This window comes from Paenibacillus sp. FSL K6-4396 (genome assembly GCF_038002525.1).
Taxonomy (GTDB): Bacteria; Bacillota; Bacilli; order Paenibacillales; family Paenibacillaceae; genus Paenibacillus; species Paenibacillus amylolyticus_B.
In genome coordinates, this window is the sequence record NZ_JBBOCR010000001.1 from 4,479,033 (window position 1) to 4,498,479 (window position 19,447).

Sequence of the window (19,447 nt, forward strand, 5' to 3'; positions counted from 1 at the left end):
CCTCTCTCAGTTCTTAGCGGCCGCTGGTGTGACAAAGTAGTCTGCATTGGCCAGTCTCAACGTGCTGTCCTTTTCTTTGGCAGGAAACATTGCTTCTGCTGTTCGAATCGCTTTGAGCAATGCTTTAGCTTTGTTAACCGTTTCCTCATATTCATTCTCAGGCACAGAATCCCATACGATTCCTGCTCCGGCCTGTACATATGCTTTTCCTTTTTTGAAAATAATCGTACGAATCGTAATACAGGAGTCCATGTTACCCGAGAAACCAAGGTATCCGATTGCTCCTGCATAAGCACCCCGTGCCTCTTTCTCCAGTTCCGCGATAATCTCCATTGCTCGCAGTTTCGGTGCACCGGATACGGTACCCGCTGGCAAGCAAGAGAGGAATGCATCGAAGAAATCCTTATCTTCTCTAAGCTCGCCCGTAACGTTGGATACCATGTGCATCACGTGAGAATACCGTTCAATCTCCATGAACATGTCACACTTCACACTGCCGAAGCTGGATACCCGGCCCAGATCGTTACGCCCCAGATCAACCAGCATCAGATGCTCCGCGCGTTCCTTCTCATCCTGGAGCAGATCAGCAGCGAGTGCACGATCTTCCGCTTCGGTTGCCCCCCTTGGACGTGTGCCTGCAATCGGTCGTGTCTCCACACGATTCCCGTCCACCTTGACCAGCGCTTCAGGCGAAGTACCCACGATAATCTCATCATCCATTTTGAGGTAGTACATATAAGGTGATGGATTCAGGGTTCGAAGCACACGATACACGTGAAGCGGAGAAACTTCCGTATCAATGTGGAAACGCTGGGATAATACCACTTGAAAAATATCACCTGCGCGAATGTAATCTTTGGCTTGCTCCACATTACCGATAAACTGCTCTTTCGTGAGGTTCGAGCGGATGTCCCCCAGTTCAATGTCTCCCGGAATGGAACGCGGATTCAGGTTCTCCCCTGGTCCTTGCTGCTGCAAACGTTCTGCGGCCTGCTCCAGCTTCTCCGAAGTCACTGCATACGCTTGACGTATCTCGTCATCCGTTGCACCGTCCTTGACGTGTACATTACCAACGAGCAACATCTGCTGCTTCACATGGTCAAACACGATAATCTGGTCACAGAACATAAAGCGAATGTCATCCATATTCAGGTCATCCAGCGCGTGAGCTGGAAGTTTCTCATAATAGGACAGCAGGTCATATCCGAAGAAACCAATTGCCCCACCTGTGAATGGTGGCAGTTCATCATCTTTTGGACTGCGGTACTTACGCAGCAGTGCTTTCAGTTCTTCGATCGGTTTGCCTGGCAATTCACGAGTCTTCCCTGCTTCTTCTACAACAATCCGGCCCTTCTTGGCCGAAATCATCAGGAACGGATCTGTACCGATGAACGAGTATCTCGCCCATTGAATACCACCCTCTACACTTTCCAGCAGGAATGCCCGGTCGTTGTCAGCATAACGGCGGAATATACGAATCGGAGTCTCCATATCTGCCAGAATCCGTTTGACTACCGGAATCAGATTATACTCATTCGACATTTTCAGTACTTGATTAACGTTTGGCGTTATCATCAAATCACGTCCTTTCAGATTTATATAAGTTCAACTAGAGAGGTTTACACTGAACACTCCGATGACAGAACAACCTTCCGATCGCTGTTATCCCCAGATTTTTTTGACTCCCTTTCTAAAGGGAAAATCCGGTGATAGCGTATGCTTCCGATGTAGCTTTCTTTCAGAAAGCTTTTAGGCGAACGCTCCGCTTCAACAGGTTATTTCTGTCCTCTCCGTTTGTGTAAAAAGTTTAGTTGAACCTATAAGGGTAGAAGAAAAGGTTATATGTACAAAAAAACCTCTACCATCAGGTAGAGGTTTGGTTATAAGCTGTATTTAACAGGGTGATGCTTCATAAATAACAAGTCCCTATACTTCGCCGTCGGATTATTCACAGGTCGCTGAATTAATGCATCTCACATCATCCAATTCGGGAAAATATATCAGTTATAACACTTCAACTACTCATTCCAATATTTCGTAAAATATAGGAAAGTGCATTGATTGTGTTTATACCAAAATAAAGATGTCCAATGACACGTTTATTTTCCCTATTCCTGTTACCTATTCCGTAGCACGACGTACCGTGAATCAGTTGACCGGTTTCTGTTGCCCCGGTTACCACCCACTGGACTCTGCTATATACTCCACTAGCTCAGCTGCTCTCAGCTCAATCTCTACTCTACTCAACTGGTTCTCACTATACATCATTATGATCGGTTTGACAACCCACTACTTAAGAGCCGGAAGGTGCTGCCAAATCCGGACGTAATGCCTGTGCACCGTTCAGATACACATGGTTGATTTCATTCTGAGCTTTGTTTGTATTCACATGCACCATGAAACGAATGCACTGCGCCAAGGCACCTTTAACAGGAACCTCCAGTGCACACATTAGTGGTACGAGTTCCCAGCCATCCAGTTGACGAATAGCTTTTGCCGGGAAAGCAGCATCCAGATCCCCAGTTAACGTAATCCACACACTGCAGATATCTTCCGGTTGGATCTCATTGCGATCCACGATCTCCTGCAACAATACAGCCGTTTCCTTCAAAATCTGTTCTTCGTTGTTCTGCGTGACTGTTGTAGCCCCGCGAATTCCCCGTGTGACCATTGCTGTTATTCTCCCTTCCTGAGTATTTCAATGACGTCCCGAACCGCCGACACAGGTACGTCCTTCACAATTCTTGCAGCCCCAATCCGATCAGGAATGATAAACACCATATGACCTTCACGGAACTTTTTGTCATGCATCATCGCTTCCATTAATGCATCCGTGTCGAGATGTGCAGGCATCGTTGTTGGAAGGCGAAGTGAACGCAGCATGCGGACCGTATCTTCATATAGCCCTGCTGGCGCACCAAGCTTCTCACCAAGCAATGCTGATCCAGCCATACCGATCGAGATCGCTTCTCCGTGCAGGAATTCTCCATAACCGGCAATCGCTTCAATGGCATGACCAATCGTATGTCCCAGGTTCAACAACGCACGTTCTCCATTTTCACGTTCGTCTCTGGATACAATCTCTGCCTTAATACCACAACCGCGCTCCAAGCCGTATCCCAATGCTTCCGGATTAAGCGCAAGCAACTCCTCCGCATGCTCCTCACACCAATGTGCAAAAGCCTCATCACGGATCAGCCCGTGCTTCAGCATCTCTGACAACCCTGCCGAAACATCTCGTGGCGGCAAGGATTGAAGTGTGTCCACATCATATAGTACAAGCTCGGGCTGGTGGAATGCACCGATCATATTTTTGGCCAGCGGATGATTGACAGCCACCTTGCCGCCTACACTGCTGTCATGCGCCAAAATCGTTGTAGGTACTTGAACAAACTTGATTCCTCGCATATATGTAGCAGCAACAAAGCCAGCCAGATCACCTACGACACCACCACCTAGGGCCAGAATCGCAGAACTCCGATCCAGTTTGCCTTCGATCGCAACGGTCATCATATCCTGGTACACCGAAAGAGATTTCGATGTTTCACCAGAGGGCACAACCGCAGATACGACTGTATAACCAGCCGTACGCAGCGTTTGCTCCAAACCTGACAAGTATTTGGGAGCCACATGTTCATCTGTAATGATGAGTAACGGACTTTTTTTGGTCAAGCCATATTGCTCAAAATATTGAGGGGCTTGTGCCAATAGACCGCTGCCAATCAGAATCGGATATGAGCGTTCCTCCAACTGTACCGTCAGCTGACGCATATTAGTAATTCTCCAGTTGAGCGTTATAGCTAGCAACATTGGCACGGATCTCTTCCATGGAATCCCCACCGAATTTCTCCAGGAATGCTTTGGCAATTTCCCACGCTACAACATGCTCCATAACGACACTCGCTGCTGGTACAGCACAAGCGTCCGAGCGCTCAACCTGAGCCGTAAATGCTTCTTTTGTATCAATATCGACACTTTGCAGTGGCTTATACAACGTTGGGATCGGCTTCATTACACCACGTACAACTACTGGCATGCCGTTCGTCATACCACCTTCGAATCCACCCAGACGGTTGGTTGCCCGGTGATAGCCGCGCTCATCCGTATGCATGATTTCATCATGCACCTGTGATCCCCGAATGACTCCGGCTTCGAATCCGATACCAATCTCTACACCTTTGAATGCATTAATGGACATTACGCCTTGAGCGATTCGTGCATCCAGCTTGCGATCGTATTGAACATAACTACCAAGACCAATAGGTACACCTTCAACGATACATTCCACTATTCCTCCGATGGAATCGCCTTCTTGTTTAATTTGGTCGATGTAGGCTTCCATCTTCTTCTCTGTCTCAGCATCCGTAACACGTACAGAGGAAGCTTCTGTCACAGCGATCAGTTCATCAATCGGAAGGTCCTGATACGGAGCTTCGATCTCTCCAATACGAAGTACACGTCCAGCTACCTTGATTCCGAATTCAGCCAGGAATTGACGTGCAATGGCGCCACATGCCACACGTACCGTTGTCTCACGTGCACTGGAGCGCTCCAGTACGTTACGCAAGTCTTTAAGATTATACTTGAGTCCACCGTTCAGATCAGCGTGTCCGGGACGTGGACGATGAACGCGACGTTTCTCTTCGTCACTGCCTTCAATCGGCTCAATATTCATAATATTCTGCCAATGTTTCCAGTCGTTATTTTGAACAACCAGCGCTACCGGAGCACCTGTTGTATATCCGTGACGGATACCACCAACAAAATTCGCCTGATCCTTCTCGATCTGCATCCGGCGTCCACGGCCATATCCCTTTTGGCGGCGGTGAAGCTGGAAATTCAGTTCTTCAAAATCAATCGTCAAATTACTTGGCAATCCTTCAATAATAGCGGTCAATTGGGGTCCGTGCGTCTCCCCTGCGGTTAAATAGCGTAAACTCATAATACGTTCCCCCTTTAAACTGTTAAACTTCACATTGCTAAAATCCCATAATTTCTTTGCTTATTATAGTATAGCTGACCGGCTTTGACAAGAAAGTCGGCTCTTTCTTGTACTTGGTATACAAATAACCGCCTGAAGCACATGTACATGTGCTTCAGACGGCTCAACAAACATTATCATTATTTTTTCCGATAGAAGAATGTCTCTGCTGTCTCCAGACCATATTGTCCCGGGGAGAAGATCTGCTCCGTACTACCCACAAACAAAATACCGCCTGGACGCAAACTTGCTGCAAATTTGTGATACAACAGGTTTTTGGCTTCCTCGGTAAAATAGATCATGACATTTCGGCACACAATCAGATCGTACCCATCGTCAAAACGGTCCACCAGCAAATTCTGTTTCATGAACTTGATTGAATTTTTGAGTTGCTCATCAATACGATATACCAAGCCATCCTGCTTGAAGTAACGGTTCGCCGTTTCCTTTGGCACATCCTTAAGCGAGCGTTCCATATAACGCCCTTCCTTGGCTTTGGCCAATGCACCTTCATCCAGATCACTTGCCGTAATGGAGCTGTCCTTCAAAATGCCCATCGTGTCCAGAATCATGGCAAGTGTATAAGGTTCTTCACCTGTTGAACAGGCCGCACTCCAAACTTTAGCACGACGCTTGGACCCCAGCAGCTCAGGCAGGATCTCGTCCCGCAGCACTTCCCAACGATTGGGATTACGCCAGAATTCCGACACGTTGATCGTCATACGATCAAGGAACTCGTAGAACAATGATTTATCTTTCTGCATAGCTTCAAAAAAGTTAGAAAATGTATGAAACCCGTTTTTGTTGCGAAGTGTGGTCAGCCTTCTTTTCATCTGGCCTTCCTTGTATTGAGCAAGATCAATGCCTGTGCTCTCTTTGATTTTACGAATGAATCCGGTGTAATCCGGGTCTAGTAGTTGTTCTTGCTCCAGCATCGTGTATCACCCTTTTGGCTAATAATTACAACCAGGCTGCGATGCTCTTGTCGTAAACCACCAGTTCATCTGAAGCAAAGAAATTTGCTGCTTCACGGGAAGCACTTTCCGGTGAATCTGCCCCATGAATCAGATTATGTGGTGTGTGGCTGGCGAAGTCTCCCCGAATGGTACCCGGAGCTGCTTCCTTCACATTGGTTTTTCCGATGACGATGCGCGCAAGCGCCACAATATCGTCGCCTTCCCACACCATGGCAAATACAGGCCCCGATGTGATAAAACGAACCAGATCATCGAAAAACGGTTTGCCCTCATGTTCAGCATAATGGCGTTTTGCCTGATCCTCAGACATCTGCACCAATTTGCCTGCCACCAACTTAAATCCTTTGTCTTCCAGACGGCTAATAATTCGACCGATCAATCCACGCTGCACACCATCCGGCTTCACCATCAAAAATGTACGATCCATCAGCTCACTCCTCACTCACGGTTCAAAGTTAATCACTATGTAAACGCAATCCCTCTGATTGTAACATACATGTCCAAATCCTCCCAATGAGGAATCTCACAGTTCTGCTCGTCTTTGGGTATGAGTAATCTGAGAGTCGAAGGTCATACATTGTTTAATGCGTACGTTTAACCACAAAATGAGCGATATCACGCAGGTTTTTGGTCGTCTTGATGTTAGGTAGCTGATCGAGAGCATCGAGCGCTTTCTTCATATATCGGTCAGCAAGGGCTTCTGCTTTAGCAATTCCTTGACTTTGGCGAATCATTCCAATTGCATCCGATGCACTTGCCCGTCCTTCTTCATGCTGGACACGGGAAATTTCATTAAGTAAAGGTTCCCGCAGATCGGATTCTTCTAAGGCATAAAGTACAGGAAGAGTGATATTTCCTTGCTTCATGTCACTGCCAGGTGGCTTGCCAAGTTGTTTCTCAGTACCTACCAGATCAAGTACATCATCTTGAATCTGGAAAGCCATCCCCACATTGTATCCGTATGTATACAACAGGGAAGATACATGCTCAGGCGCACGTGTAGCCAATGCCCCTAACTGACAGCTAACCGCAATTAGAAGTGCTGTTTTGCGGCGAATCCGCAGCAGATAGTTACGAACACTTTGTCCCGTATTGAAAAAGTCGCGAATTTGCTCCATCTCACCAATGGACATCTGTACCATAGCTTTGGCAAGGATACGATGAATAGCTGGATCGGATAATCCGGCAGTCATTTCAAGTGCCTTACCATAGATATAGTCTCCAGTGTACATGGCAATCCGGTTATCCCATTTTGACTTCACCGTGGGTTTGCCTCGGCGTGTCTCCGCATTATCAATGACATCATCGTGAACGAGGGATGCCGAATGAATGAGTTCCAGCGGAACCGCAACCAACTTCAGACGTTCAATGTCGTATGTACCAAATTTCCCACCAAGTAACACAAAAACGGGCCGCAACCGTTTTCCTCCTGCTTTGAGCAAATGAAGTGACGTTTCACTCAACAGCTTCTGTTCTCCTCGAACACTGCGATACAACTCTTTCTCAATGTAATCCATGTCCTTTTTTAACAACCCGAAAATATCCAATAGTTTCATTCGTTCACCCGTATCAGCGTATTGTCAGTCCATAAATTCATGCTTACCTTCCCCTCCAGCAAGTCGGGCCTGCAGGCATTACGAAAAACCCGGCTTACCGTTCTTGCTTGTGTTGTTCTATAAGGTAATCTAACGTGTTTTTCTTCTCCGAATGTCATAGCCGACACCCGAAAATTAAACTCTGCGACTTGTTCTGAAACAAAATACAGAAGTTGCCGGAGCATGGGTCAAGACTGTGGTTCATGAAGACTCACCATCAGTGCTCACCAATACCCCGGGATTCGGGGGACAAATAAACCGAGCAACACTTTGGCAAAAAACAGCCTTGTATCGAACTCAGTCGTTATCCCCGTTCATCCGGTTCTCCCCATCTTGTAAACAGTTGATGTGGGATGCGCAAGCTATCCAGCACTTTCCCCACCAAAAACAGAATCAACTCATCCATCGTCTGAGGTTTGTAATAAAAAGCAGGCATAGCCGGTATCATTCGTACACCAAGACGAGAAAGCTTCAGCATGTTCTCCAGATGGATTGCATGAAGAGGCGTCTCACGTGGTACGAGTATCAATGTCCTTCCCTCTTTCATCATAACATCGGCTGCGCGAGACATCAGATTATCCGACGATCCCTGCGCGATGGACGAAAGAGTTCCCATCGAACATGGCATGATAATCATGCCGTCGGCCAGATAAGAACCACTGGCAATGGAGGCCCCTATATCACTCACAGGATGATAGATCAGAGAACCGGCACGGTTGCCGAATTTTTCTTCCAGCACCGCGTCCCGATTCGTCACATCCCAGTCCAATTCTTCTTTCAGTACACGCCACCCTGCATTGGATATGACCAGATGAACGTTATATTCCAAATCAAGCAGCGTTTCAATTAATCGAATGCCATATATGCTGCCACTCGCTCCGGTAATTCCGACAACCAGTCGTTTATTGTCCGGCTGCTGCACCATTTATTTCACCGCCAGATCAATTAGAGTGAACGTAAATACGATTATACTAAGCAAACTGTTCATGGTAAAAAACGCCGTTTGAACACGGCTCATATCATTAGGCGATACAATATAGTGTTGATAGAACAGAATTCCATACGTCACCAACATGCCTGCGCCATACCACCAGCTCAGATCTGTCAGCAACAATAACGCAAGAAAACCAATTGCAGTAATCACATGGAAGAACTTAGCGATCTGCAAGGATTTAACCAGGCCAAAACGGGAAGGTATGGAGTGAAGACCCTCTCCCTGATCGAATTCCAAATCCTGACATGCATAGATAATATCAAAGCCCGCTGTCCAGAACACAATCGTAACGTACAGCACAATCGCTGTCCAATCCATCGTTCCTGTTACAGCTACCCAGCCACCAAGTGGTGCCAAACCAATCGTCATTCCGAGAACAATGTGGCATAACCATGTGAATCGTTTGGTGTACGAATACAGTACCAACATAAACACAGCAATAGGCAACAGCTGCATCGATAATACATTAAGATTGGATGAGGCCCAGAATAACAATATAAATGAGATAATGACAAATATAACAACTTCCCCATTTTTCAACAGTCCTGCCGGGATGGCTCTCATTGCGGTACGCGGATTTTTGCCATCAATCGCTTGGTCAATAATTCGGTTCAAACCAAAAGCCGCACTACGTGCGCCGACCATCGCAAGCAATACCCACATGATCTGCATCCAGCTTGGGAAGGTATCATTCACTACCATGGAGCCGAGGATGGCCCCCATAAATGCAAAAGGTAAAGCAAAAAGCGTGTGTTCAATCTTGATCATTTCTAAAAAGATGCGAATTTTCCTAAACATGCTGATTCTCCTTGGTTCCAATATGCAGTGCCGCTATACCTCCGGTGAGAGGGTAGGCCTGCACTTGTTGTAATCCAGTTTCTGCAAAAATGTCTGCCAGTTCCTTCCTTCCCGGGAAAATGGCCAGTGAGTCCGGCAGCCATTTGTACTGCTCAAAACTTTTAGCAAACACTTTGGCAAGATTCGGTAAAACTTTCTCAAAATAAAAATAATAAATGCCTTTGAACGGCTGCCATGTTGGCTTGGACAATTCCAGGCACACAACCATACCACCCGGTTTGACCACACGTTTCATTTCAGACAACACTTGTCTGAGATCAGGTACATTACGCAACCCAAACCCGATCGTCACATAATCAAATGAATTGTCTTCAAAAGGAAGTGACATGGCATTTCCCTGTGTCAGGGTAATCTGCTTTTGACGTTGCACCGCATTGATCTTTGTCTGGCCGACCTCCAGCATGTTGCTACTGAAATCAAGTCCGTGCATGTGCCCCGTTTCACTTGCCTCTGCCATAGCAAGCGTCCAGTCACATGTGCCGCAGCACAAATCAAGACCGGTATCGCCTTTGGACATATTCATCTTTTTCATGGTGAATTTACGCCAAGCCTTATGCCTGCGGAAACTTAGAATATCGTTCATGACATCATATTTTCCGGCTATACTCTGAAAAACCGAATGGACATATTCTTCTTTCGGTTTGGTCTCTCCGCTCCCCATTCGTCTGTCTCCCCCTCAATCTTCCCTTACTGCCGCATGTGAAGGCTGCAAATATGCCAAGTAAGGCTCTAGAATTGCGTGTATCTCATGCAAGCCCATCCGCCCTTCCTCGTCTTGCAACAACAGTTGAATGCGGTGTGTACACTCGCGAAGCTTGTCCAGCAAAACCTCGCCAACCCTATGCTTCAGCACCATAGCGTTCCATGCACGTGCATCCGGTTCAGACTGACGCAACACATTGCGCTCATCGTCATTACCATGCTCGTATATGTGCCAGTATGCATAGCTGTGAAGATATTGTTTTGCGTCATTCATCCGCTTCAGTTCTTCCACGATCGTTTCGCAGGAGCTGAATTCGGTCAACAGGCTGTTCCATAATGACTCTTCGTTATGTTGAATCATGCCTGTAAATGAAAGAAACAGCTGCATCCTCAGCTGTACCGTTTCACGCAAGTATTCGTCAGCCGAAACGAGAAGCTTCTTCATCCGTTCATACAGCGTCATCTTGCGTGCGTTCACTCCGGATACAGCACCACTGAGTTTTCCAATCATTTCAATTCTGCCCGCTTGGGCAAGCAATTGATAAAAACGGCTACTTAAATAATCCCCGGCGAGTACATTCAACTGACGTGAACGCATCTCCTGCTCTTTCCGCTCACCGGAAATGGTATCGATTCGATCATGCGTATCCATGGCCAACTGAACGAGCGAAGTTGCAAGAGCATATAACTCTTGATGCACCTTTTCGTCTGTGCGGCCCACAAATACCTGCAACAGACGTGCCCGGCTATCCGGAAATGATGGGATTTCCGTATGTTGTCGAATCATGTCGTAATCCGTATATTTCTTTGCTAGTTGGGGTACGCGATATGAATTCATTCTCAGCCTCCGAGCCTTAACATTGTTAAACCATTTCTGCACTACAATCTTATATATTATAGCATATGTTGAACGGGCACGCACTGAATCCTGCTATTCTATTACCCCTGACTTGTCATTTCGAATTGCTTCTTCCAGAGTTCGGTCTCCATCAAATGAAACCAGTCCTTCAATTCATCTGAAAAGGCCGCACTTTTCCAGTTCCGTAATGTTTCAATCGCATACAGAGGCCACTCTCCACGCCGAATATCAGCAGCAAGCAACAGATGTCGTTTATGCATCCATTCATCTTCTGCCATCACACGTAGCAGCACCTGATCCACGTTATCCAGACTCCGAAAGCCCAGATCTGCCACAGCTGCCATGTTCTCATAGATTTCAGTGTAACTTGTACCCGTTCCTTTAACTTTGAGGTCCAACGTCAAAATGGACTGTTTCCATTCCACTCTTGCAATGGGAGTTGATAGTTGCATGGAGCTTAGCATATCAACCAGATTGTCATTCGTTAGCTGAACTGGATGATGTGATGCAGAGGCAGGCTGTACGTTGTCCCCGCCCCAAGTACGCATATGTAAGGTTTGTATCGCAACAAGCAGAAAGACCGCCGCAACCGTTGCCAGCATTGAAGCAGTAACAATCATCCGCGGTTTCATATACGCCTCCCTGCCTTTACCTGTTAGTGTAGTCTGTCCGGTAAAGGCTCATACCTCATTGTACAATGAAAAAAAGCAGGCTATGCCTGCAATCTTCATTTGAATGTATTCAATCTGTCCATTACTCCGATTCAATCTGTCCATGCTTGGTAATCAGCGTGGCTTTGCCCCGGATTTTAATAGCTGAAGTATGGGTGGTAAATTGGGCGAACATCACTTCACCTTTGTCCAATTTCTCGGTGTGGTGAAAACGTGTATCCTGACCTCGGGTTAATCCGATCACCTGGACACCATTTTCCTCTGCCTTAATTACAATATAATCATTGCCGGTTGGATGATCCATCACGCATGTCCCCTTCTTTAGTTCGATAGCGTTAATGATGATTAAGATTGTTTCATTTGTCAACCTGCGCCTTATACGAATGAACCGTAAGAATCGGCTACCCTCGGGTCATACTACAGTTGTACAGCCACAGAAAGGAGAATCTGCATGAAGTACACCCCTGCCGCACTTACAGACGAGCATATTCATCAGTTAAAAGAAATCGAACAGCATCTGTCTGCAGCTGCTGGCGAAGAACTGATTCTGGTTGCTTATACCGGGCAACCGGAGGATCCTGAGCACTCGGATAGCCGCAAGAATCATCGTTAAAGGGCAAAAGAAAAGGCCGTGAACAAGTCACGGTCTTTTTGTCGACATATGGAATATGTAGAAATCTTATTTAATTCCGTCTTTGAGCGCTTTACCTGGTTTGAATGCAGGAATTTTGCTCGCAGGAATTTCGATTTCTTCACCTGTTTGCGGGTTGCGTCCTTTACGTGCAGAGCGCTCGCGAACTTCGAAGTTCCCAAAACCAACCAATTGTACTTTATCTCCGCTTTGAAGAGCCTCAGAGATTGCTTCGAATACGGCATCAACCGCTTTCGTTACATCTTTCTTGGACAATTCAGTCGCTTCAGATACATGTGTAATCAAGTCTGATTTGTTCATTTGTTTTTCACCTCCTGTATCAATGTCCTGAATGTTATACTGTGTTTCCGTTTTATAGCGAAATATACGTTCATACGCAAAAAATCTACGTACATCTTGAGCGCTGAACACAAATCTCCGCCTGCGGTCAACAGTCATTTTCGGCAGAATGTCGTCTGAAACCACGGGCATTTCAGACGCCGAACAAATTTCATACTAATACAGACAGCCCACAATTTCAAGTCCGGTTGCGGTTTAAGACGTAAAATGTAACTGCCAGGGCAAGCACGAGAACCCCACCTTTTACAATATCATGTGTGAAATACTGTACGTTCATCATCGTTAAACCGTTCACAAGTACACCAATCAGAACCGAACCAATGAAGGTTCCGATGACATTGGGTTTACCCGCACCAAACACAGAGAAACCGACAAATACTGCAGCTACGGATTCCATTAACAACGGTGATCCCGCATCAATTTGACCGGATCCTACTTTGGAGGCATAGATGATACCCCCGATTGCTGCAAACACTCCAGCCGCTACATAGGCGAGTGTACGCACCTTTTTCACCTTGATTCCAGACAACCGTGCAGCTTCCTCATTCCCACCTGTAATGTACATCTGGCGCCCATATTTCGTATACGTCAAAAAGATATGCACACCTATTACTGCAATAAGTAGCATGATAACTGATATCGGCATACCAAGCCATTTACCCTGCCCTATAAGCAGGAATGTCGGGTCCATCTCTCCCGCAGCTTTGCTCCCGTCAGGGAACTGCATGTGATTGTAAATGGTATATCCCTGTGCATACGTTTTGTGAATACCTCCGATGATGTACATCGTCGCAAGGGTTGCCAGCAAATCCGGAATACGCAATTTTACAATTAGCAAAGCGTTCAGTAAACCAATAACAGCGCCGATAATCAATGGCACGATAATGACGATCGCCAGTGGTTGTTGATACCAAATCATTAACGAAGCAGTAACAACGGTAGTTAATGAGACAGTCGCCCCAACCGAGAGATCAAATCCATCAACAATGAGAGATAACGTAACACCGATCGCTACAAACGTAACGATAGAGATCGAGCCCAAAATATCGGTCAAGTTACTGTACGTAAAGAAATAAGGCAATTTAATGCCGAAAAATGCGATAACACCTATGATGACTATAATCGCCCCGTAACGGAACGCAAAATCCAGTGATTTATCCTTCATGATTGCACCTCTTGTCCACCGCTTGCATAGTATAGCAGCTGTTCTTGGTTAGTCTCGCCTCGTTTGAACTCTTTTACGATAACACCCTCACACATGACAGCGATTCGGTCACCAATTCCCATGCCTTCATCCAGTTCACAGGTGAAATAGATTACACCCTTGCCCGCCAAAGCCAGTTCATTGATGATGCGGAAAATGTCACTTTTTGCCCCGATATCTACGCCTTTGGTTGGCTCATCAAATATAAATACATCCGCATCCGCATTAAGCCATTTACCAATGGCTACCTTCTGCTGATTACCACCGCTTAGATATTTCACTTCCTGTTTCACGGACGATGTTTTAATTCCAAGCTGTTTCACCAATGACTCTGCATTCAGACGTTCCCGCTTGCGGCTTACGAAACCTAATGTACTAAGACGGCTTAGCAAAGGCAGACTTAAATTCCGTTCCACGTTCTCCTGAATCAGGATTCCTTGTTTACGTCGCTCCTCCGGTACAGAAACAATCCCCAGAGCCGCCGCATCCGCAGGCTGAGACAGGCGGAGATTACGGTTGTTAAGCCGGATCTCGCCTCCCTCCAGCCGATCTGCACCAATTAGCAAACGAGAGCTTTCCGTTTTACCCGCGCCTACCAGGCCCACCACAGCGAGGACTTCACCTCGGCGTACAGAGAGGTTAACACCTTTAACCTTCACTCCACGACGAAGCCCACGTGCCTCCAATAACAGCTCTCCCACGGGTGCTTCCGTCTTCGGAAACTCTTCTTCGAATGGTTTGCCCAGCATCTGTGTAACCAAATCGTTGATCGTCAGTCCCTTTGCTTCACCGGTAAATACGTGTTGCCCATCTCTCATAACCGTAACGCGATCACAGTGACCCGTCACTTCAGCAAGACGATGGGTAATGAAAATACAGGCAACGCCCCGATCCTTCAGGAGATGAACAATCCGGAAAAATGCATCCGTTTCTTCCTGGCTCAGCGGTGCAGTCGGTTCATCAAAAATGATGACTTTGGCATCCTGAATCAAAATCCGTGCCAGCAAAATCATCTGTTTTTCTGCAAGCGTCAGATCGGCCACTTTTTGGTGAACGGATATGTCCGCCCCTAATTGCTTCAACGCCTCAACCGCGTGCTGTTGCAGCTTCCGTGGACTTTTCCACCAACCTCCAGCAGATGAAGCCAACTGATCCAACATAATGTTCTCCGCAGCCGTCAGCTGTGGCACCAGTGCCGCGTCCACTTCCTGATAGACACAGTGAATCCCATTTGCCTTCGCGTCTCCCGGAGAACTCAGGTGAAGAGCTTGTCCACTCAATTGGATCGTCCCCTGATCCAATGGATAGGCACCAGACAAAATTTTCATTAACGTGCTTTTACCGGCACCATTGGCACCCAGCAGCGCATGAATCTCCCCGCCTTTTACAGAGAAATCCACATCCTTCAGTGCAGGAATACCTGAAAACTGCTTGTGGATATGTTCCATTTGAAGCAGAATCGGTGCAGTGCTCATGATGTTAACCTCCAATCGTTCCCATACGGGAGTATCCCTTTTTCATCCAGACTACACATATCTTCATTATGGTTAAAAAAGCGCGCCTTGCGGCGCGCTTCCCATACGCTGCTTATTTAGCAGTAATTCCGTATTCGCTCATCCAGTCCTTGATTCCTTGTGTGCTGCCACCCCAACCTTCAACGAACTCAGACAGCTCCGAAGTGGAGATTTGTTTATCTGGCAGAGCTTCACGTTGAACATAGACCGGGTTAAGAACAACTGCATCTTCTGTCTCGTCCCCGTTCAGTTTCTGATAAGCATAACGTACCTGGACGCGACCAATATCTGTTGGATCAACAGCCGCAGAAGCAACCCAAGGATTTTTCGGGTCCTGAATCATTTGCAGGTCCTCGTCACTCATATCAATACCATACACTTTGATCTCATCACGTCCAGCTTGTTGAATCGCACGTGCCGCACCTTTGGCGAACTCATCCCATGCAGTCCATACAGCTGTAATCTCACCTTTTGGATACTGCTTGAGAATAGCTTCCATTTTGGCTTGAGTATCCAGCGCCGGGTTCTGTGCAGAACCGAATGTAGCTATTTCTTTGATGTCCGGATTGGCTTTCATGAATTCACCGTATGCAATCTGACGGCGTTCCATCGGTGCGAAACCAGCTACCCATACTTTGACAATATTACCTTGTCCATTGATATCTTTTTTCATTTGCTCCAGCGTCAGTTCAGCCATCTTCTGGTCATCCTGCGACAGGACTGTGGCTCCTGGAACACTGATAGCTGCGTCAAACACGACCACTGGAATATTCTGTTCTACTGCCTTCTTCACGCCTGGCTCTAATAGGGAATCCCCATGATCCGTGAGAATGGCATCAAATTTCTGGTTAATAGCGCTATCAAGCAAGGATACCATCTTTGCTTTGTCGTTATCGGCAACAAACGTTGTCAGTTCTCCACCGAATTTTTCGATTTCTTCTTTTACACCTTGTACATATTGCTGCGAGAAAGTACCTGTATTAAACTCCATAATAAGTGCAATTCGTTTGCCGCTTAGAGGGCCTGTAACTGCTTCCGTTTTTGGTGTATCATCTGATGCACCCGAAGCCGGAGTTGCTGCCGGTTCTTTTTTGATTCCGCAAGCGGACAGCGCCAATGTAAATACTAATAACACACTCAACCATAGCCATTTTGTCTCTCTTCTTTTCATCTCTGTATCCCCCTGTCCAATCTCTGTGATCTCGATCACAATAGTTGAATATTAATATAACGGCTAATCCCTAGTATGTAAATGGGTTTTAGCAATTTAAAGCTAAAACTCGCTAAGTTTTTTCGAAAGTACTATTCTTCCTATCCATTTCATCCAAAATAAAGAAATCACGTAAAAAAGACCGCGAGGGGATGCCCCCTTACGGTCTTTTGATGTCTTACAGAATGATAGCGATCAAGCCGCCTGAACCTTCGTTAATGATTCTTCCAAGCGTCTCTTGCAATTTGTATCTTGCATTATCCGGCATCATGGCAATCTTGCCCTGGATACCTTCTCGCACGATGGAGTGCAGTGAACGACCAAACATGTCTGAATCCCATACCTTGATCGGATCGTTCTCGAAGTCCTGCATCAGGTATCTCACCAGTTCCTCACTTTGTTTCTCCGTACCGATGATTGGAGCGAACTCCGATTCCACATCAACCCGGATCATGTGAATGGACGGTGCCGTTGCTTTCAGACGTACGCCAAATTTGGTGCCCTGACGAATGAGCTCAGGTTCATCCAGAGCCATCTCGGCAAGAGATGGAGCAGCAATGCCGTATCCGGTCGTTTTGACCATCTCCAGCGCTTCTGCGAAGCGGTCATATTCTCTCTTCGCATGCGAGAATTCCTGCATCAATTGCAGCAGATGATCCTTACCGCGAATCTCGATGCCAACCACTTCCACGAGAATCTGATCATACAGCTCATCCGGTGCGTACAGGTCTATTTCGGCTACACCCTGCCCCATATTCATGCCACTCAGGCCTGCGCGATCAATGAATTCATATTCCATGAACTGAGCGACAACCCGATCCACGTCACGAAGTCTGCGAATATCCTTAACGGTATCTCGTACGGAGTTTTCGTAGTTGCTACGCAGCCAGTGAGTCTCATTGAGTACCATAACCCAGCTCGGCAAGTTTACATTCACTTCATGCACAGGGAACTCATAGAGCACTTCACGAAGTACACCCGTCACATCATCTTCCGTCATGGTCGCTGCACTGAGTGTCATCACCGGAATGTCGTATTTGGCAGCAAGCTCACTACGCAATTGCAGGGCTTCTTCACTGCGAGGACGAGTGGAGTTGATGACCAGGACAAACGGTTTACCCACTTCTTTTAATTCCGCAATGACCCGTTCTTCAGATTCCACATAGGAACTGCGGGCAATTTCGGCGATTGTGCCGTCTGTTGTTACCACAACACCCAGTGTAGAATGCTCCTGAATGACTTTGCGAGTACCAATCTCGGCGGCTTCCTGGAATGGAATTGGTTCCTCGAACCAAGGCGTGGAGATCATGCGTGGACCATTCTCATCCTCGTATCCCTTGGCTCCTTCCACCGCGTAACCTACACAATCCACAAGACGCACATTGACATCGAGTCCTTCTGCCACCTTGATCTGGACTGCGTTATTTGGTACGAATTTTGGTTCGGTAGTCATGATGGTTTTACCTGCTGCACTCTGTGGAAGTTCATCCACTGCACGGGCACGATCAGCCTCGCTTGCGATGTTAGGCAATACGATCGTTTCCATGAATCGTTTAATAAATGTTGATTTTCCCGTCCGGACTGCGCCGACAACCCCGAGATAAATATCCCCTCCGGTCCGCTCAGCTATGTCCTTAAAAATGTCCACTTTCTCCAATGAAATCCCCTCCCTAAATTACTCCGAAGGAAAAATGCTAAAGAGCATCCGCTTCGTTTTTTCAATCAGAAGACTGAAATCCCTGCAACGGTAGAGCCGCCTTTGTGAGTGCCCGGAAGTCGTCCGCCGCCGAACGTTGCATTCTGATGAAACCGGCGAGAGCGGCGTTAACTCGTACATGCAATTGGACTAGTATCATCTTATGTATCCGTATGCGGCAATATGACGCGTATTTTTGTTTTTTTATCTTATGGCGATGACATTAGGAGAATCCCCCGATCTCGGACTGCGCGTCTTTATTTCAATCTACTTTATGTGATCCGTGAAGCTTTTATGACGGTTATTGCTCATACGGACAAAAGAAAAAAGAGATATCCCTTATTTGGAATATCTCTTTTTGAACCATTAGAGCCTTGGTGGGCATTTGAATTGCAACCATGCTTATTTTATTGGCTGGGCAACCGGCGCATTATTTTGCCAAGCGTAGAAAACGGATTTTACAGGTACGAAGTAGGAGTGTTCCACCAGCAAATCCCGAACATCCTCAGTCTCTGCTGGAGACACGTCTGACTTTTCCACTGCCTGCATAATGTCAAAAGCATAATCTACATAGACCTTTCCTTCGTCATCCATCATAAAAGGTAAGGCCTGACCTGAATATACACTATTCAACGTTAGGGAAGGAGTACCTGCCTGAGCAGCCTGCTCCATATCCACAGCATATAACCCCGGATACATTTCTTCCCCGCTTGGCAGCTTATTGTTATGTACGGACTTATATTGATTAACCATTCGTTGCACATCGTTTACTTTCTGTACGGTCAGAAGATCCATCACTTTAACGGTCGGATTCACTTCTTCGTCCTGAATAAGGAAGTAAGCGCTCCCACCACTTTCAAAAGCAGTCCCTGGTATTTCATCCAGATACCCCAGTTGTTTCAACTTGGGCAGATCCACTCTGAACTTTTCATATTTTGGCGTTTCCATATCTGCATTGATGATTGGCAAAATCCCCTCATCTTGCTGGAATGCCTCGACCGCACTCTGGATACGGCTCACGCTTTCCCGATAGGCTATCTTAGGGTCCGAATTGCTCTGGGATGGATACATACAACCAGTTGCTGTAAAAGCAAACAACAGGAATAACAGCAGACCGCCCGTCTGATGTTTCAGACGCTGCCGCCCGCTTCCTTCCACACATTTTGGCTTGTTCCTAATCATTCGTGTCCTCCTT

General features: G+C 46.7%; 20 protein-coding genes. 1 reads left to right on the top strand and 19 read right to left on the bottom strand.

The window, feature by feature from the left end; all coding sequences use genetic code 11:
* Positions 1 to 6 precede the first annotated feature (6 nt).
* The 13 genes from trpE to mtrB form a co-directional block, all read right to left on the bottom strand.
* A complete protein-coding gene (trpE, locus tag MHB85_RS19505; RefSeq protein ID WP_091018030.1) occupies positions 7 to 1,575 on the bottom strand; it encodes an anthranilate synthase component I in 1,569 nt (522 codons plus the stop codon).
* Between the two features lie 718 nt (positions 1,576 to 2,293).
* Positions 2,294 to 2,671 carry a chorismate mutase gene (gene aroH, locus MHB85_RS19510; RefSeq protein WP_047843558.1) on the bottom strand — a complete coding sequence of 126 codons (378 nt, stop codon included), beginning with the start codon at positions 2,669 to 2,671 and terminating at the stop codon, positions 2,294 to 2,296.
* Positions 2,672 to 2,676: 5 nt separating this feature from the next.
* Positions 2,677 to 3,771, bottom strand: a complete 1,095-nt coding sequence (gene aroB / locus MHB85_RS19515) for a 3-dehydroquinate synthase (RefSeq protein ID WP_341073526.1) — start codon at positions 3,769 to 3,771, stop codon at positions 2,677 to 2,679.
* A 1-nt stretch (position 3,772) separates the two neighbouring features.
* Positions 3,773 to 4,942, bottom strand: a complete 1,170-nt coding sequence (gene aroC, locus MHB85_RS19520; RefSeq protein ID WP_017687707.1) for a chorismate synthase — start codon at positions 4,940 to 4,942, stop codon at positions 3,773 to 3,775.
* Between the two features lie 179 nt (positions 4,943 to 5,121).
* Complete coding sequence (locus MHB85_RS19525; protein WP_047843560.1) at positions 5,122 to 5,916, bottom strand: CheR family methyltransferase; 795 nt, start codon at positions 5,914 to 5,916, stop codon at positions 5,122 to 5,124.
* A 25-nt stretch (positions 5,917 to 5,941) separates the two neighbouring features.
* Entirely contained in the window at positions 5,942 to 6,385 is a 444-nt protein-coding gene (gene ndk / locus MHB85_RS19530) for a nucleoside-diphosphate kinase (protein ID WP_017687704.1), read from the bottom strand.
* 154 nt (positions 6,386 to 6,539) lie between these two features.
* A complete protein-coding gene (locus MHB85_RS19535; RefSeq protein ID WP_341008035.1) occupies positions 6,540 to 7,514 on the bottom strand; it encodes a polyprenyl synthetase family protein in 975 nt (324 codons plus the stop codon).
* 343 nt (positions 7,515 to 7,857) lie between these two features.
* Positions 7,858 to 8,478 carry a UbiX family flavin prenyltransferase gene (locus tag MHB85_RS19540; protein WP_017687702.1) on the bottom strand — a complete coding sequence of 207 codons (621 nt, stop codon included), beginning with the start codon at positions 8,476 to 8,478 and terminating at the stop codon, positions 7,858 to 7,860.
* Positions 8,479 to 9,345, bottom strand: coding sequence for a UbiA-like polyprenyltransferase (locus tag MHB85_RS19545; protein ID WP_341008036.1), 867 nt, complete (start codon positions 9,343 to 9,345; stop codon positions 8,479 to 8,481).
* Complete coding sequence (locus MHB85_RS19550) at positions 9,338 to 10,066, bottom strand: demethylmenaquinone methyltransferase (RefSeq protein WP_264927490.1); 729 nt, start codon at positions 10,064 to 10,066, stop codon at positions 9,338 to 9,340. The genes MHB85_RS19545 and MHB85_RS19550 overlap by 8 nt, the downstream gene beginning before the upstream one ends.
* 15 nt (positions 10,067 to 10,081) lie before the next feature.
* On the bottom strand, positions 10,082 to 10,945 hold the full coding sequence (locus MHB85_RS19555; RefSeq protein ID WP_253501387.1) for a heptaprenyl diphosphate synthase component 1: 864 nt from the start codon (positions 10,943 to 10,945) through the stop codon (positions 10,082 to 10,084).
* 101 nt (positions 10,946 to 11,046) lie between these two features.
* A complete protein-coding gene (locus MHB85_RS19560; protein ID WP_341073527.1) occupies positions 11,047 to 11,598 on the bottom strand; it encodes a hypothetical protein in 552 nt (183 codons plus the stop codon).
* A gap of 121 nt (positions 11,599 to 11,719) precedes the next feature.
* The gene (mtrB, locus tag MHB85_RS19565) at positions 11,720 to 11,941 is read right to left on the bottom strand and encodes a trp RNA-binding attenuation protein MtrB (protein WP_017687697.1); all 222 of its coding nucleotides are present in this window, start codon (positions 11,939 to 11,941) and stop codon (positions 11,720 to 11,722) included.
* Between the two features lie 147 nt (positions 11,942 to 12,088).
* Here mtrB and MHB85_RS19570 point away from each other — a divergent pair, with 147 nt between their 5' ends.
* Positions 12,089 to 12,250 carry a hypothetical protein gene (locus MHB85_RS19570; RefSeq protein WP_341008037.1) on the top strand — a complete coding sequence of 54 codons (162 nt, stop codon included), beginning with the start codon at positions 12,089 to 12,091 and terminating at the stop codon, positions 12,248 to 12,250.
* 66 nt (positions 12,251 to 12,316) lie between these two features.
* Here MHB85_RS19570 and MHB85_RS19575 read toward each other — a convergent pair whose 3' ends face one another.
* From MHB85_RS19575 to MHB85_RS19600, 6 genes are all read right to left on the bottom strand, one after another.
* Positions 12,317 to 12,589 (bottom strand): HU family DNA-binding protein, encoded by a 273-nt coding sequence (locus tag MHB85_RS19575; RefSeq protein WP_024630670.1) that lies wholly within the window; start codon positions 12,587 to 12,589, stop codon positions 12,317 to 12,319.
* 217 nt (positions 12,590 to 12,806) lie between these two features.
* On the bottom strand, positions 12,807 to 13,793 hold the full coding sequence (locus tag MHB85_RS19580) for an ABC transporter permease (RefSeq protein ID WP_017687695.1): 987 nt from the start codon (positions 13,791 to 13,793) through the stop codon (positions 12,807 to 12,809).
* On the bottom strand, positions 13,790 to 15,307 hold the full coding sequence (locus MHB85_RS19585) for a sugar ABC transporter ATP-binding protein (protein ID WP_341073528.1): 1,518 nt from the start codon (positions 15,305 to 15,307) through the stop codon (positions 13,790 to 13,792). Before MHB85_RS19585 ends, MHB85_RS19580 begins: the two co-directional genes overlap by 4 nt.
* Positions 15,308 to 15,419: 112 nt before the next feature.
* Positions 15,420 to 16,517 (bottom strand): sugar ABC transporter substrate-binding protein, encoded by a 1,098-nt coding sequence (locus tag MHB85_RS19590; protein ID WP_074095648.1) that lies wholly within the window; start codon positions 16,515 to 16,517, stop codon positions 15,420 to 15,422.
* Between the two features lie 217 nt (positions 16,518 to 16,734).
* Positions 16,735 to 18,213 carry a stage IV sporulation protein A gene (gene spoIVA / locus MHB85_RS19595; protein WP_017687692.1) on the bottom strand — a complete coding sequence of 493 codons (1,479 nt, stop codon included), beginning with the start codon at positions 18,211 to 18,213 and terminating at the stop codon, positions 16,735 to 16,737.
* 441 nt (positions 18,214 to 18,654) lie between these two features.
* Positions 18,655 to 19,434 (bottom strand): hypothetical protein, encoded by a 780-nt coding sequence (locus tag MHB85_RS19600; protein ID WP_341073529.1) that lies wholly within the window; start codon positions 19,432 to 19,434, stop codon positions 18,655 to 18,657.
* Positions 19,435 to 19,447: the final 13 nt, after the last annotated feature.